General features: G+C 72.3%; 13 protein-coding genes. 5 read left to right on the top strand and 8 right to left on the bottom strand.

What is annotated here, in order from left to right:
* Nucleotides 1-8: 8 nt before the first annotated feature.
* The 3 genes from F7Q99_RS26220 to F7Q99_RS26210 form a co-directional block, all read right to left on the bottom strand.
* On the bottom strand, nucleotides 9-1,838 hold the full coding sequence (locus F7Q99_RS26220; protein WP_195911176.1) for a choice-of-anchor P family protein: 1,830 nt from the start codon (nucleotides 1,836-1,838) through the stop codon (nucleotides 9-11).
* 447 nt (nucleotides 1,839-2,285) lie between these two features.
* Nucleotides 2,286-2,552 (bottom strand): hypothetical protein, encoded by a 267-nt coding sequence (locus tag F7Q99_RS26215; RefSeq protein WP_153465299.1) that lies wholly within the window; start codon nucleotides 2,550-2,552, stop codon nucleotides 2,286-2,288.
* An 85-nt stretch (nucleotides 2,553-2,637) separates the two neighbouring features.
* Nucleotides 2,638-4,071, bottom strand: a complete 1,434-nt coding sequence (locus F7Q99_RS26210; protein ID WP_153465297.1) for an aminotransferase-like domain-containing protein — start codon at nucleotides 4,069-4,071, stop codon at nucleotides 2,638-2,640.
* Here F7Q99_RS26210 and F7Q99_RS26205 point away from each other — a divergent pair.
* Together F7Q99_RS26205 and F7Q99_RS26200 are read left to right on the top strand one after the other, a co-directional pair.
* On the top strand, nucleotides 4,070-5,305 hold the full coding sequence (locus F7Q99_RS26205) for an aminotransferase class V-fold PLP-dependent enzyme (RefSeq protein ID WP_153465295.1): 1,236 nt from the start codon (nucleotides 4,070-4,072) through the stop codon (nucleotides 5,303-5,305). The genes F7Q99_RS26210 and F7Q99_RS26205 overlap by 2 nt on opposite strands.
* The gene (locus tag F7Q99_RS26200; protein ID WP_326847125.1) at nucleotides 5,302-6,624 is read left to right on the top strand and encodes an MFS transporter; all 1,323 of its coding nucleotides are present in this window, start codon (nucleotides 5,302-5,304) and stop codon (nucleotides 6,622-6,624) included. Before F7Q99_RS26205 ends, F7Q99_RS26200 begins: the two co-directional genes overlap by 4 nt.
* A 72-nt stretch (nucleotides 6,625-6,696) precedes the next feature.
* Here F7Q99_RS26200 and F7Q99_RS26195 read toward each other — a convergent pair whose 3' ends face one another.
* The 3 genes from F7Q99_RS26195 to F7Q99_RS26185 form a co-directional block, all read right to left on the bottom strand.
* On the bottom strand, nucleotides 6,697-7,413 hold the full coding sequence (locus F7Q99_RS26195; protein ID WP_153465293.1) for an MOSC domain-containing protein: 717 nt from the start codon (nucleotides 7,411-7,413) through the stop codon (nucleotides 6,697-6,699).
* 212 nt (nucleotides 7,414-7,625) lie between these two features.
* The gene (locus F7Q99_RS26190; protein ID WP_153465291.1) at nucleotides 7,626-8,384 is read right to left on the bottom strand and encodes a maleylpyruvate isomerase family mycothiol-dependent enzyme; all 759 of its coding nucleotides are present in this window, start codon (nucleotides 8,382-8,384) and stop codon (nucleotides 7,626-7,628) included.
* 18 nt (nucleotides 8,385-8,402) lie between these two features.
* Nucleotides 8,403-9,728 carry an aldehyde dehydrogenase family protein gene (locus F7Q99_RS26185; protein ID WP_153465289.1) on the bottom strand — a complete coding sequence of 442 codons (1,326 nt, stop codon included), beginning with the start codon at nucleotides 9,726-9,728 and terminating at the stop codon, nucleotides 8,403-8,405.
* A gap of 160 nt (nucleotides 9,729-9,888) precedes the next feature.
* On the opposite strand from F7Q99_RS26185, the gene F7Q99_RS26180 reads away from it, so the two are divergent.
* From F7Q99_RS26180 to F7Q99_RS26170, 3 genes are all read left to right on the top strand, one after another.
* A complete protein-coding gene (locus F7Q99_RS26180) occupies nucleotides 9,889-10,536 on the top strand; it encodes a TetR family transcriptional regulator (protein WP_153465288.1) in 648 nt (215 codons plus the stop codon).
* Between the two features lie 139 nt (nucleotides 10,537-10,675).
* Nucleotides 10,676-10,870, top strand: coding sequence for a DUF1918 domain-containing protein (locus F7Q99_RS26175; RefSeq protein WP_153465286.1), 195 nt, complete (start codon nucleotides 10,676-10,678; stop codon nucleotides 10,868-10,870).
* A 50-nt stretch (nucleotides 10,871-10,920) separates the two neighbouring features.
* On the top strand, nucleotides 10,921-11,637 hold the full coding sequence (locus F7Q99_RS26170; RefSeq protein ID WP_326847124.1) for a DedA family protein: 717 nt from the start codon (nucleotides 10,921-10,923) through the stop codon (nucleotides 11,635-11,637).
* Here F7Q99_RS26170 and F7Q99_RS26165 read toward each other — a convergent pair.
* Both F7Q99_RS26165 and F7Q99_RS26160 read right to left on the bottom strand, forming a co-directional pair.
* Complete coding sequence (locus F7Q99_RS26165) at nucleotides 11,634-12,374, bottom strand: PIG-L deacetylase family protein (protein WP_153465284.1); 741 nt, start codon at nucleotides 12,372-12,374, stop codon at nucleotides 11,634-11,636. The genes F7Q99_RS26170 and F7Q99_RS26165 overlap by 4 nt on opposite strands.
* A 272-nt stretch (nucleotides 12,375-12,646) precedes the next feature.
* Nucleotides 12,647-13,969 carry a radical SAM protein gene (locus F7Q99_RS26160; protein WP_153465282.1) on the bottom strand — a complete coding sequence of 441 codons (1,323 nt, stop codon included), beginning with the start codon at nucleotides 13,967-13,969 and terminating at the stop codon, nucleotides 12,647-12,649.
* Nucleotides 13,970-14,083: the final 114 nt, after the last annotated feature.

Genomic DNA, 14,083 nt, shown 5'->3' with positions numbered 1-14,083 from the left:
AGGTACGACTACCCGCGGGCGCCGGTCCGGCGGCTCCGGACGCGGGTGTAGCCGCGCAGGAGCGAGCCCATGCCCACGAGGGCGACGGCGGCGAGTCCGGCGGCCTGCGTCGAATCTCCCGCTCCCGTCTCCGCCAGGACGCCGCCGGGGTGGGGGGCCGGGTGGTGCTCGCCGAGCGGGTGGTGCTCGCCGACCGGGTGGTGCTCGACGACCGGGTACGGGTTGCCGGCGTACTCCAGCCCGACGGTGAGCGGGTCGGTGTCGGCGCTCACCGTGCGGCCGGCCGGAGTGGTGCCGGTGGCGGTCGCGGTGTCGGTGACCCGGCCCGCGGCGACGTCCGCCGCCGTGGTGGTGTAGGTGGCGGTGCAGTCCACCGAGGCTCCCGGCGCCAGTTCGCCCGTGGGGCAGGTCACCGTCGGCACGCCGGGCCCGTTGTCCGTCACGTGGATGTTGGTCAGCGGCTGGGCGCCGGTGTTGGTCACCGTGACGGTGTAGGTGATCGTCTCGCCCGCGCCGGTGAACACGGACGGGTTGGCGTGCTTGGTCGCCGCCAGCGCGGCGAGGGTGGTGGTGACCCGGTTGCTGGTCGCGGTCACCGGCTGCCCGCTCGAGTCGGTGCCGCTGGCCGACCCCTGGTCGGTGACCGACTTGGCCGCGACGTCCGCCGCCGTGGTGGTGTACGTGGCCGCGCAGGTCGTGCTCTCGGCGGGCGCCAGCTGGTTGGTGCCGCAGCCGGGGATGTTGACGCCCGGCGTCGCATCGGTCACGGTGACGTTGGTCAACGGCGCCCGGCCGGTGTTGGTGACGGTGTAGACGTAGTGGACCGTCGCGCCCGGGGCCTGGAAGTCGGGGTCGGTCGCCTCCTTGGTAACGGCCAGCGCCCGGAGCGGAACCGTCAGCTCGTTGCTGTTGATGGTGACCGCACCCGCGCCCTCGACGGTGGCGTTGAGCGTCGCGGTGTTGACGATCCGGCCCGCCGCCGCGTCCGCCGGGGTGGCGACGTAGGTGGCGGTGCAGACCTCGGAGGCGGCCGGCGCCAGCGTCCCGGCCGGGCAGGTGACGACCGGGCTGCCGGGGCCGGAGTCCGTCACCGTGATGCCGGTCAGCGGCACGACGCCGTTGTTGGTCACGGTGTAGGTGTAGTGGACCGTCTGCCCCTCGACGAACGAGCTCTCGGCGCTCTTGACGATCGACGGGGCCGGGGCCGCGCCTCCGCACTGGACGTGTGCCACGATGACGTTGGCCCCGCTGAGCTCCGGCAGCAGCTGCAGGTGGAACGCGTTGACCGTGAGCACTCCGTTGACGTCCGTCGACTGCTCGTTGAGCGTCAACTGGCCGAGTGCCGGGATGACGATGACGGTGTTCGGCGCCGGATTCGACGGCAGGATGACGGGAGCCAGCCCCGCGGGAGTGACGCTGCCGCTGTCGATCAGCCCCGAGCCCGTCGCACCGGCGGCGTTCGCGTTGCAGGTGGAGTGGACACCGACGAGTCCCAGAACGCCGATGTTCGCGCCGAGGTTGCCCCCGAGGTTCTCCACCGTGGCGGTGGCACTGGAGGTTCCGGTGACGGGGTTGCCGGCGGTGGCGGCGGTCAGGGTCCCGCTCGTGGCGAACGGGCCTGCGGTGAGGCCGACTTGGGTGGTCGTGCCACCGGGCGGATAGTCCGACACCACGGTGGGCGGCACGGCGGCGATCGCCCCGATGGCGTCGGACGAGACGACGAACGCGTGCGCGATCGGCGAGGGAAGGGCGGCGTGCGCCGGTGTGGCAGAGCACAGTGTGCCGGCGAAGGTGGTGAGCGCGGCGAAGGCGGTGCCGCGTCTGATCCGTGAACCCATGAAGATCCTTTGCGTAACAGTGAGCACGTGGGAACCCATCCGGGACCGGTGGACCCGACGGCCCTGACCGAGGACCGGGGCTGGACAGACCACTGCCGGCCGGGCGACCGGGACCGGGAAGCCCTGCGGTCGCCGGTGGGTGACGGGCATGCATCATCTTCGCCATGCGGGTGTCACACCCGTCCACATGCCGACCTGGGCGCGCGGCCGGTCCGCCGAGAACCACCTGTCCGGGCCAACAGGCGGTCAAAGGGACCGATGGCTACCAGCTTTCTGTCATACCGTCAGACCGGCTGTGGGATTCGGCGCAGGATGTCCCGAAAAGGTGGCGAACTGCCTCCACACATCGCCCCGTTCGTACCGGTCGAGACCGGGCCCGCGGCGTCAGTCGTCGCCGGCCTGCTCGACCGCCTGGAACTCGGCTCCGCCTGAGCCACTGCGCTGACCTCACGACCGTCTCAGCACCGTCTCGCACTCCCGGCACCTGAGCTCGGCCAGCGCGGGCGGATACCAGGACTCTCCGGGCCGCTGGGGGCTGTAGTGGGAGTGCTCCATCCGGCTGGTGTCCCGCAGGCACAGCGTGCGCGGCAGCGGGTCCTCGGGGACGTCGGGATCGGCACCGGCGGCATGGACGGCAACCACCCTCGGCTCCACTCCTTCGGGGCCGAGGGCTTCGTCCTGCTCCAGCTCGAAGAGCACGATGATCGAGGCCATACCTCAGACGGTGCGACAGGACGGCCCACCGCGCACGCCAGGCTGGCATCGGCGGGTACGAGGACGGCGCTTCAGAGGTCACGCTTCACCCGCCGGACGCCGACCCGGCCGTCGGCCCCAGGCTGCGGGCGGCGGCGGCCAGGCGGCTCGCGGCTTCGGCGAGTTCGGCGGGCTCCGCCGCGGCGGCAAAGGCGAGGCGCAGGTGAGCAGCGGGCGGCTCGGCCGGGAAGCGCTGGTGACCGAGGTCGACGGCCACCCGGTGAGCCGCGGCCGCGTCCACGACGGCCGTCTCCGTGAGGCCGGACGGAAGCCGGAGCCACAGGTGCAGGCCGCCCTCCGGAACGCCGAGGAGGCTCCAGTCGGGTACCTCACGGGCGAGGGCGCCGGCCAGGACGGCGCAGCGGTGGTGCAGTGCGGTGGCCAGCGTGCGCAAGTGGCGGTCCCACGCGGGGGTGCTGAGCAGTTCGACCGCGGCTTCCTGGAGGGGGCGCGCGATGAAGAAGTCGTCGACCCGCCGCATCCCGAGCAGGCGCCGCATGACCGGGCCCCGGGCGATGACGGCGCCGATCCGCAGGCTGGGCGACGCCGGTTTCGTCAGCGAGGTCAGGTGGATCACCGTGCCGTCGCGGTCGTCCGCGACCAGCGGGCGCGGCACCGGGCGGCCGTGGCCGAGATGGCGGGCGAAGTCGTCCTCGATCAGGAAGGCTCCGGCGGCGCGCGTCACGTCGACGACCTGCCGGCGCCGTTCGGGAGAGAGGACGAGGCCGGTGGGGTTGTGGAAGGTGGGCTGGCAGTAGAGCAGACGGGCTCCGGTCATGGCGAAGGCGTCGGCGAGCAGGTCGGGGCGCAGGCCCTCGTCGTCCATCGGCACGGGCACCGGGTGCAGCCCGGCGGAGCGTGCGGCGGCGAGCGCGCCGGGGTAGGTCGGCGACTCGACCAGGACCGGGCTGTCCGGCGCCGCGACGGCGCGGAACAGCATGGACAGCGCCCCCTGCCCGCCCCCGGTCACCAGGACGTCCTCGGGGCCGACGTCGCCACCGGCCTGGCGGGCGAAGATCGTGCGCAGGGTCGACAGGCCCGCCGCCGGGGCACGGTGCCAGGCATCGGGGCGGCGGGCCGCCCGGGCGAGGGCGCCGCCGAGCAGCCGGGTGGGCTGGAGGCTCTCGTGCAGGTAGCCGCCGGACAGCGCGATGGTGCCGGCCGGCACCCTGCCCGACTGCTCGTCAGGCCGCTCCGGAGGGGCGTGGCGGCCGGCCAGGGCAACCGCCTGCCAGGAGGTGTCCGGTTCGCCTCCGGTGTGCCGCGGCCGGCGGACGGCGACGTACGTACCGCTGCCGGGACGGGTGACGACGGCGCCCTCGGCGGCCAGCTGGGCGATCGCGCGGGAGACGGTGACCGGGCCGACGCCGTGACGCGCGATCAGATCGCGGCTGCTGGGCAGGCGATCGCCCGGGGAGAGCCGGGCGATCTCGGTCCGGAGGATCGCCACCAGCGTCTCGATACTGCTACTGTCAGACATGAAGAATCATGATAGCGCTTTCGCCGCAAGCCCGGAACCGCTCCTCGACCTCGCCGCCCTGCGGGCCGACACCCCCGGATGCGAGGCGGTGATCCACTTCAACAACGCCGGCTGCGGTCTGACGGCCCGTCCGGTGCTCCAGGCGATGCTCGACCACCTGCACCTGGAAGCGGCCATCGGCGGGTACGAGGCCTCCGCCGCCCGGGCCGGCGAGATCGCCGACTTCCACGCGGCGATCGCCGAACTCGTCAACGCCCGGCCCGACAACATCGCCTTCGCCGGCAGCGCGACCCACGCCTACACCAAGGCCCTCTCCGCGATCGACTTCCGCCCCGGGGAGGTCGTCCTGACCACCCGCAACGACTTCATCTCCAACCAGATCGCGTTCCTCGCCCTGCGCAGGCGTCACGGTGTCAGGATCGTGCACGCCCCCGACCACCCGGACGGCAGTGGCGTCGACGTCGACGCGATGGCCGTGCTGATGCGCGCTCACCGCCCGCGCCTGGTGGCCGTGACACACGTCCCCACCAACTCCGGGCTGGTCCAGCCGGTGGCCGAGATCGGCCGGCACTGCCGGGAACTCGACCTGCTCTACCTGGTCGACGCCTGCCAGTCGGTCGGCCAGTACCCGATCGACGTCGAGGAGATCGGCTGCGACCTGCTCACCGCCACCTGCCGCAAGTTCCTGCGCGGGCCGCGCGGTTCGGGCTTCCTGTACGTCTCCGACCGGGCGCTCGCGGCCGGTCTCGAGCCCCTGTACATCGACATGCACGGCGCGCGCTGGGTCGCCCCCGGCCACTACCGTGCGGTCGGCACGGCCGCCCGGTTCGAGGAGTGGGAGTTCCCGTACGCCACCGTGCTCGGCTGCGCCGCCGCCGTCCGCTACGCGCTGCGGGTCGGCCTGGAGCCGGTCGCGCAGCGCACCCCGGCGCTGGCCGCGCGGCTGCGCCGGCAGCTGGCCGACGTACCCGGCGTCCGGACGCTGGACCGGGGGCCCGCTCCGGCCGCGCTGGTCACCTTCGCGATCGAGAGATGGGAGGCGGAGCCGTTCAAGGCGGCGATGGACGCGCGCGGAATCAACTCGGCCCTGAGCTACCGGGAGTTCGCGCAGTTCGACTTCGCCGACAAGGAGGTGGAGTGGTGCCTGCGGCTGTCGCCGCACTACTACAACACCGAGGACGAGGTCGATGCCGTGGCCGGCGCCGTCGCCGAGCTCGTCGGGAGCGCCTGGTGACCCCGAACGCTCCCACGTCGGCCCCGACCGTTGCGGACACCACCGAGGCGGACACGTCCGCCCGACCGAGCCGGTGGCGCAACGGCGACTTCCTCAGATTCTGGCTGGGCGAGACGGTGTCGCTGCTCGGCACCCAGGTGACCAACCTCGCGCTCCCGTTGACGGCCATCAACGCCTTCGGTGCCACCGACGAGCAGGTCGGACTGCTGCGCTTCCTGCAGCTCGTCCCCTACCTCGGGCTCGCCCTGCTGATCGGCGTCTGGACCGACCGGGCCCGTCGGCGGCCGGTCATGCTGGGCGCCAACCTGGTCCGGCTGGTCCTGCTCGGCCTCGTCCCGCTGCTGTACTGGTGGCACGCGCTCGACCTGCCCGTGCTTATGGTGATCGCCTGCGCGGTGGGCATCGCCTCGGTGGTGTTCGACGTGAGCTGGATGTCGTACGTGCCGGTGCTGGTGAAGAGCCCCGAGCACTACGTCGAGGCCAGTGCCAGGATGGGCGCGAGCTCCTCCGCCGCCGACGTGGCGGGGCCCGGGCTGGCGGGTGTCCTGGTGTCGGCGCTGGGCGCGCCGGTGGCTCTGGTCGTCGACGCCTGCTCCTACGCGGTGTCGCTCGTGTCGCTGCTGCTGATCCGCACGCCCGAGCCGCGCCCCGAACCGGCAGCCGAACGGCACCTGCTGCGCGAGCTCGGGGACGGCCTCGGCTGGGTGATGCGGGACGGGGTGCTGCGGGCGCTCGCGCTGATCGGCTTCTGCTGCAACTTCTCGATGATCACGGTGTGGACGATGTTCCTGCTGTACGGCACCCACGATCTCCGTCTCGGCTCGACGACGCTCGGGACCGTGTTCGCGGTCGCTTCGGTGGGCGGGCTGATCGGCGCGCTGATCTCGCGGAGGGTCATCGCGCGGTTCCCGCTCGGCCGGGTCTACCTGGTCGCCCAGTCCGCCCTCCTGCTCGGCCCGACGCTGATTCCCGCCGCCACCGGGCCGCGACCGGTGATGATCGGGATGTTCGTCCTCTCCTTCTTCACCACCTATCTGGGCCTCGGCGTGGCCGGGGTCATCATCGTCAGCCTCCGCCAGGCCGTGACGCCGCAGTCGATGATGGGAAGGATGACCGCCGCGTTCCGAACCCTGCTGTTCGGCGGCGGTGCGCTGGGCGGCCTGTCCGCCGGCCTGCTCACGGGCCAGCTCGGCGCCCGGGGAGCCCTGACCGTGGCCGCCGCCGGCTCCGCCGTCGTCGTCATCGGCCTGGTGCTCTCCCCGGTCAGCCGCCTTCAGGACCTGCCGTCCTCACCGGGACGGCAGGCGACGGCCGGCTGACGACCACAATGCGAGAGCGGGGTCCGGCCGTCCACGGATCGGCCGGACCCCGCTCTCGCAGCGGCCCTGATCTCACATCAGTTCGACGGTGTCGCCGAGCCGTATCCGTCCCGGGCGGGTGACCGTGGCCAGGACGTCCAGCCGCGTGTCGTGCGCCTGCGCGATGGCTCGCAGGATCAGCGGCGAGTGCGGAAGGTCCTGCTGGGCCTCGTTGGTCATCACGCATCGCTCGCTGGAGCGCTCGAACCCCAGGCGCAGGGCGTCGCCGATCCGGGCGGTGCGGCCGAACCACTCGTCCTCCACGAACGGGGGCGTGCCCGGCGGTGTCCGCACCAGCAGGTTCGGGCGGAACCGGCGCTCGTCGACGGGCACGCCGGGAACGGCCGCGCGGACCCAGTCGAGGGTGGCCGTGGTCAGGAGGCTGAGCGGGAGCTGGTCGAAGTGCGAGACCGCGCCCTCGCGGGCCACCTCGACGTCGTCCCGGTCCAGGTAGCGCCGCAGGTAGCCGGTGGGGTCCGCTACCGGGACGCCGTCCGGGTCCAGCAGCTCGGGCACCTCCGTGACATCTCCGCCGGCGTACCGGGACCGCAGCCGCAACAGCCCCGGCATCCGCCGGAACCGGCGCGTGGTCTTGCCCGAGCCGAACTTCCCCTCGGTGTCCCGCACCGCGTGGAGCCTGTCGCCGACGACGCCCCGGACATCGACGGCGGCCTCGCTCAACGACTCACCACCGGTGGACTTGATCGGGTACCGCCAGATTCGCTCGATCGTGCCGAGCACCATGCCCATGTCCGCCTCCCCCGCGTGTCGCCATGTCACCGTCGGCGTGAACTGCACTGACACCTGTGGTGGTTGACCCCGGGAAAGTGCGGCAGCACTGATGGATGCCGGACGCGCGACAGCACAGACCGTAGGCGCCCAGCCGAACAAACCTCAAGAATCCTGCCCGGATTCGGGCAGGATTCTTGATTTCACCGGCGGGCCTGCGCCCGAACCGACTCCTAGAAGGCGGAGTTGGCGAACCAGCGCGCCAGCAGCTCCTCGTCCCCGTCGAGGACGACAGCGTCCGCCGTGCGGTCGAGGCGGCCGTACAGGAGGAGGAGCAGGTCGGCGGCCGTGGCCCGCACGGTGGCGTCGGCGGGCGCGGCGGCATCGTCCGGGGTGAGGCCGAAGCCGTCCGGGCGGAGGCGGACCAGCCAGGTGTCCTCGCCGTCGGTGCGGACGAAGCGGATGGTACGGTCCTCGGCTCGCAGCTCGGCCGTCCCGGGAGCGAAGAAGGCGGCGTGGGGCAGGTTGGTCAGGAACTCGGTCACGGCGTCGGCCGCGAGGGCCGGATCGATCGTGGGAGCGAGGCCGAGGGCGAGTTCGGCGTCGACGCGGTGGACGAGGGTTTCGCACAGCATGCGGCGCACCCAGAAGCGGGCGTGCTGGTCGGCGCCCCAGGCCCACATCGGCGCGTCGAGGTCGTTCTCCGCGAAGGTCCGGCCCGCCTCCGCGGCGGCCTCGGCGAGCCAGGCCGGGTAGGCCTGCGGCTGCTCGGGCAGGCGCAGGTCGACGTCGCGGCTGCGGGGCGGCTCCTGGATGCGCTGCCGGAGCAGGACGGTGAACCAGCGCTGGACGCTGCCGGTGTGGCGGACGAGGTCGGCGAGGGTCCAGCCGGGGCAGGTGGGGACCGGTGTGGACGGGTCGGCGTGCTGCACGGCGGCGACGAGGCGGGCGGTCTCGGTGGCGACGGCGGTGCCGTGGTCGAGCGGGGTCATGAAGGTGATCTCCGGTAGTCAGACGAGGGGCTTGTCGACGACGGCCTTGGCGTGGCTGAACGTCTCGATCGAGTACTCGCCGTGGTAGCGGCCCATGCCGCTCTCGCCCACGCCGCCGAACGGCAGCTCGGGCATCGCCAGGTGGGAGACCGGCAGGCCGAAGCTGAGCGCGCCGGAGGAGGTCTCCTCGGCCAGCCTCCGCTTGGTGTCTTCCGACTCGGTGAAGGCGTAGAGGGCGAGCGGCTTGTCGCGCTCGTTGATGAAGGCGATCGCCGCGTCGAGGTCGGGCACCGCGAGGACGGGCAGGATCGGGCCGAAGATCTCGGCCTGCATCACGGGGGCCGTGGCCGGGACGTCGGCGAGGACGGTCGGGGCGAGGTAGCGGGTGCCGCGGTCGTGGCCGCCACCGGTGACGGTCCGTCCGTCGCCGAGCAGTGCGGTGAGCCGGTCGAAGTGGCGCTCGTTGACGATCCGTCCGTAGGCGGGGCTGGCGGACGGCTCCTCGCCGAACAACTCCGTGACGGCGGCGGCGAGTTCCTTCTCCAGTCCGGCGGCGCTGTCGCCGATGGCGAGGACGTAGTCGGGGGCGACGCAGGTCTGGCCGGCGTTGAGGAACTTGCCGCGGGCGATCCGCCGGGCGGTGACCGCGAGGTCGGCGCCGGGCTCGACCACGACCGGGCTCTTGCCGCCGAGTTCGAGGGTGACCGGCGTCAGGTGCTTGGCGGCGGCGGCCATGACGATCCGTCCGACCGCGCCGTTGCCGGTGTAGAAGATGTGGTCGAAGCGCTGCTCCAGCAGGGCGGTGGTCTCCGCCACGGCGCCCTCGACGACCGCCACGGTGTCGGCGCCGAGGTAGCGCGGCAGCAGCTCGGCGATGGCGGCGGAAGTCGCGGGGGCGAGCTCGCTGGGCTTGACCACGGCGGTGTTCCCGGCGGCCAGGGCGCCGACCAGCGGGGCCAGGGCGAGCTGGAGCGGGTAGTTCCAGGGCGCGATGATCAGCACCACGCCCAGCGGGTCACGGACGACGCGGGCCTGGGCGGGCCGGAAGAACTCCGGCACGGCGGCGGGCTTCGGGCGCAGCCACTCCTCCAGGTGCGCCACGGTGTGGTCGAGCTCGTTGAGCGTGAAGCCGATCTCGGTGCGGTAGGCCTCGGCGGCGTTCTTGCCGAGGTCGGCGTGCAGGGCCTGCTGGAACGCCTCGGCCTGTTCGGTGAGCAGGGCGCGCAGGGCGGCGAGCTGCTCCAAGCGCCAGGCGAGCGGCTTGGTCCGGCCGGTGGCGAACTCGGCCCGCAGCCGGGCGACCACGGCGGGGATGTCTTCGTTCGGGAGGGTCAGGCGGGTCATGGGTGTCTCGCGATGCTTCGGGATGGCTGGCACACATCAATGTTTCATCACTTCAAGCAATTGCGACGCTAGACCTGAAAGGTTGAGTTTGTCAATCAATTGCCGCGGTGCGCCGAGCGTGATTCGCCGCCGGTGCGCCTGATGCGGCACAGTGACCCCCATGAGCGGGGACACGAGGACTCATCCACGGCGGCGGCCGGTGCAACAGCGCAGCCAGGAGCGGTACGGCCGGATCCTGGACGCCTGCGCCGGGCTGCTCGACGAGGTCGGCGCCACCGCGCTCACCACCAAGGAGGTCGCGGCCCGCGCCCACGTGCCGATCGGCACCCTGTACCAGTTCTTCGCCGGCAAGGAGGACCTGCTGGCCGCGCTCGCCACCCGCAACCTCGACCAGTACCTCCAACGGCTGGACGACCGGCTGGCGGACGCGGCCCCGGTCGGGCCGGCCCGGTTCACCGATCTGGCGGTGGAGGAGTTCGTCGCGATGAAGCGCGCCGTGCCCGGCTTCGGGAAGCTCGACTTCGGCCTCGCCGGACCGGCCGTCCCCTCCGACGTCCGAAACGACCAGCACCTGCTCGACGCCGGGGTGGACAACAACACCGCCGTGGCCCTGCGGCTCCAGGCGCTCGGCGGCGAGCTGTTCACCACGAACGACCCGGCCACCCTCACGCTCGCCCTCCGGGTGGCCCTGGAGGCCGCCGACGCGGTGCTCAAACTGGCCTTCCGCGGCGACCCGGACGGCGACCCCGCGCTGATCGCCGAATGCAAGCGGTTGGTCCGCAGTTACCTGGTGGAACAGCTGGCCTGAGGCCGGCCGCGAGGCCCCACCCTCCCTCGGAACCCGTCCCAACCCGTCCGCCCGAGCCGTTGCGAGGCCGCTCCCCGCGCAGCAGAGTGGAAGCAGACCGGCCGCGGACGCGGCCAACCGTTACCCGAGGAGCAGACCAATGCACGCAGCTGTAGGTGACCAGCTCCACATCCACAGCAGGTCGGTGGGCATGGTGGACCAGAAGGGCATCATTACGGAGGTGCGCGGGCTCAACGGCGAGCCGCCCTACCTGGTCCGCTTCGAGGACGGCCACGAAGGTCTGATCTACCCCGGCCCCGACTGCAACATCGAGCCCGGCAAGGCGGACCACTGACCCACACCCCCTCCACCGCGCACCCGGCCGGGGCGAGGTGGTGAGTCGCGGTGTCCGCCCCGTCGGCCCCGCTGCCCGGCGCACTTGCCGGGCTCGCGCCACTGCTGGACCACTACGGCTACCTGGCGGTGGCGCTGCTCGTGCTGCTGGACAACTGCGGCATCCCGGTGCCCGGGCAGACCATCCTGGTGCTCGCCTCCGTCTACGCCGGCACCGGGCACCTGGACTTCGCCGCCGTGCTGATCATCGCCTTCGCGGCGGCCTCGCTCGGCAACACCTTCGGCTACCTGATCGGCAGTACCGGCGGGCGTGCATTCGTCCACCGCTGGGGCCGCTACGTGCTGCTCACCCCGGCCCGGATGGAACGCGCCGACGGCTTCTTCGCCCGGCACGGCGGGAAGGTCGTCACGGTCGCCCGCTTCGTGGACGGGCTGCGCCAGACCAACGGCATCATCGCCGGCACCACCGAGATGCCGTGGCGCCGCTTCCAGCCGTTCAACCTGCTCGGCGCGGCGCTGTGGACGGCCGTCTGGGGGACGTTCGGGTACGTGGCCGGCGCCAACATCGGCACGGTCTACCGGACGGCGATCCGCTACCAGCTGTGGTTCGCGATCGCGCTCGGGGTGCTCGTCGCGGCGTTCCTGGTCCGGCAGGTGGTGCGCTACCGTCGCCGGCGCCGCGAGGACACCGGCGCCGGCGAGGCGAACGCCGACGAAGCCGACGCCGACGAAGCGAGCGGCGACGGATCGGACGGGTCCGCGGACTAACGCAGCGGGAACACCTCGAACGGCACCGCGAAGCGCACCCCGAGCCGGCTGCCCGCGCCCCGCCCGAAGCTCTCCAGGAACTCGCGCGCGTCGGCCATCGCCCCGCCCAGCCCGGCCAGGTACGCCTTGTGCTCCTGCAGCGAGGCCACGCCCAGGTCGAAGGTTGCGGTGGTGTCCACGGCGTGCCGCGAGAGCGGGGAGGCCGCCGCCCAGATCTGCCGGACGCCGTTCCACGGCTCGTGCCCCTCCTCCAGGAGCTCGCGGAACACCCACCGGTTCCCGGCGTCCCGGACGGCGTCCAGGGTGGCCCGGCCGACGGCGACGTGGTCGGCCTGGTTGAGGAACGTCCCGCCGTACGTCTCCCGGAAGTTGCTGGTGATGACGATGTCCGGCCGGTGCCGGCGCACCGCGCGGGCGATGTCGCGGCGCAGCGGCAGCCCGTACTCCAGCATGCCGTCCGGGTGGCCGAGGAACTCGACGGTGTCGACGCCGACCAGGGCGGCGGAGGCGATCTGCTCGGCCTCGCGCAGCGGCCCGCACTCCTCGGGGCCCATCGAGTCGATCCCGGCCTCGCCGCTGGTCACCATCACGTAGACGACTCGCTTGCCCTGCGATGTCCAGCGGGCGACGGCGGCGGCCCCGCCGTACTCCATGTCGTCGGGGTGGGCGACGACGGCCAGGGCGGTCTGCCAGTCCTCGTCGACGGGCTCGAACGGCTCGGGTGCCTGCTCGGTCATGGCGGTGCTTTCCTCTCGGTGCGCGGGTCGGCTGCGTACGGTCGTGTCGTACCGCAGCGACTTTAGAAGACGCACCGTCAGAATGCCTCCGGCTGGCGGTCCGAGGTGTCAGCGGCTTCCGCGGTGACGCGGGCCCGGGCTCTATGCCGCGCAAGGGAGTTCGGCGCTCCGGGGATAGCCGCCCCGCATGCCCGGCTACTCCCCTGCAAGCTCTCGCCCGGCACGTCGACGCCTCCGTCGTGTGCGTGCCGGGCGAGACGGTCGCCAAGTGGTCAGCGCGTCAGCGAATCCATGAAGGAGCTCACGGAGAACACCGCCTTGCCCGGCCCCGCCGGCCCGTAACCGGGCGGGGAGGAGAGGCCGAACTCCTCCAGCGTCGCCCGGTACGTCTGCAGCAGCCGGATGTGGTACTCCAGCGGCGCGCCCAGCGGGTTGGCCCTCCCCAGCGGGGTGGTCGGCTCCGGGCACCAGGTGGTGAACCGCGGCACCACGCCGTGCGACATGAAGAACCGCAGCCCCTCCCGGGTCGAGGCGATCGCCTCGTCCACCGTCGTGAACCCGAACGGCTTCGCCATCTCGATCCCCGCCACGAAGTTGGGGATCACGTTCGACGGGCCGAACACCTCGGCCGAGGCGAGGATCCGCCGGTGCCACTCGTCCCGGCCGACGTAGCGCTCCTTGCCCGGGCAGTGCAGCTCGAACAGCCGCTTGTCCCACACCTCGAAGTTCGGGTGGTAGATCCGCACGCCGTAGTCGTGGAAGCGCTGCACGTCCTCGCGCGGCAGCGCCTGCGCCACCACCTTGCCGATCCACCGCCCCGGGAAGCGCTCCTCGATGGCCTTCGCGTACTGGCCGTAGAAGTCCGCTTCGCCCATGCCGCCGACGTGCGAGGTGATCGAGCCGCCCGTCAGCGTGTAGGCCTGCGAGGTGCGGGCCGGATCGTGACGGTCGATCAGCTCCAGCGCCTCCAGCACCTCCTCCACCGGCTTGACGCCCGTGTAGGGGCGGCCCGCCGCCTTGTGCTGGCGCCAGTTGTGGTTGATGTCGCAGAACTGGCACTCCTCCTTGGCGCCGAAGTACTGGCACACCCGGAAGACCGTCAGGTAGATCAGGTAGCCCCACTGGATCGTCGGCGCGACCTCCATCACCGACTTCCCGTTGGCCAGCGTGTGCCGGTAGTAGTCCGGCATCGGTGGCAGGCCGACGTCGGCGATCCGCGCGCCGTCCAGGTAGAGGCCGAGCGTGCCGTCCTCGCCCGCGCCGACCCGGTACGGCGAGTCCGGGTTGACCCGCACCGACACCACCGTGCGGCGCAGCCCGTACGGGCCGCCGGTCAGCACGATCTCCTCCGGCGGCCGGTTGAGCGCGGCGGCGCCGAGCTCGGGCAGGGTGCGGTGGTCGAAGGAGAAGATGAAGTACGACTTGGGCTTGACCTCCCCCTCCCCCGTGCCGCCGCTGCCGCTGAGCGCGGACTCGTCGAAGGCCATGCCGCCGCGCAGCAGGTCCTCCTTGATCACCGCCTCCCGGGGCACCTCCGGGAACCGCTCCATCAGGTCCTCGACGAGCGCCGTCCGGCTCCGACCCTGGCTTTCCATCCGCTGTACTTCCCTCCCGGCCCCGTGCCACCACGAACTGCGGAGATCGTCCCCGCACATCCTGACGACCGGCCGCCGCGCCACGCCTCGGTCTGCAGTCCCCCACACGCTACG

Source organism: Streptomyces kaniharaensis (assembly GCF_009569385.1).
GTDB lineage: Bacteria > Actinomycetota > Actinomycetes > Streptomycetales > Streptomycetaceae > Kitasatospora > Kitasatospora kaniharaensis.
This window is presented reverse-complemented; position numbering and strand designations above follow the sequence as displayed.

What these genes read in the sequence shown, in the direction of transcription:
- F7Q99_RS26220 (WP_195911176.1), bottom strand. Translation starts at nt 1,838, where the DNA reads ATGGGTTCACGGATCAGACGCGGCACCGCCTTCGCCGCGCTCACCACC.
- F7Q99_RS26215 (WP_153465299.1), bottom strand. Translation starts at nt 2,552, where the DNA reads ATGGCCTCGATCATCGTGCTCTTCGAGCTGGAGCAGGACGAAGCCCTC.
- F7Q99_RS26205 (WP_153465295.1), top strand. Translation starts at nt 4,070, where the DNA reads ATGAAGAATCATGATAGCGCTTTCGCCGCAAGCCCGGAACCGCTCCTC.
- F7Q99_RS26210 (WP_153465297.1), bottom strand. Translation starts at nt 4,071, where the DNA reads ATGTCTGACAGTAGCAGTATCGAGACGCTGGTGGCGATCCTCCGGACC.
- F7Q99_RS26195 (WP_153465293.1), bottom strand. Translation starts at nt 7,413, where the DNA reads ATGGGCATGGTGCTCGGCACGATCGAGCGAATCTGGCGGTACCCGATC.
- F7Q99_RS26190 (WP_153465291.1), bottom strand. Translation starts at nt 8,384, where the DNA reads ATGACCCCGCTCGACCACGGCACCGCCGTCGCCACCGAGACCGCCCGC.
- F7Q99_RS26185 (WP_153465289.1), bottom strand. Translation starts at nt 9,728, where the DNA reads ATGACCCGCCTGACCCTCCCGAACGAAGACATCCCCGCCGTGGTCGCC.
- F7Q99_RS26180 (WP_153465288.1), top strand. Translation starts at nt 9,889, where the DNA reads ATGAGCGGGGACACGAGGACTCATCCACGGCGGCGGCCGGTGCAACAG.
- F7Q99_RS26175 (WP_153465286.1), top strand. Translation starts at nt 10,676, where the DNA reads ATGCACGCAGCTGTAGGTGACCAGCTCCACATCCACAGCAGGTCGGTG.
- F7Q99_RS26165 (WP_153465284.1), bottom strand. Translation starts at nt 12,374, where the DNA reads ATGACCGAGCAGGCACCCGAGCCGTTCGAGCCCGTCGACGAGGACTGG.
- F7Q99_RS26160 (WP_153465282.1), bottom strand. Translation starts at nt 13,969, where the DNA reads ATGGAAAGCCAGGGTCGGAGCCGGACGGCGCTCGTCGAGGACCTGATG.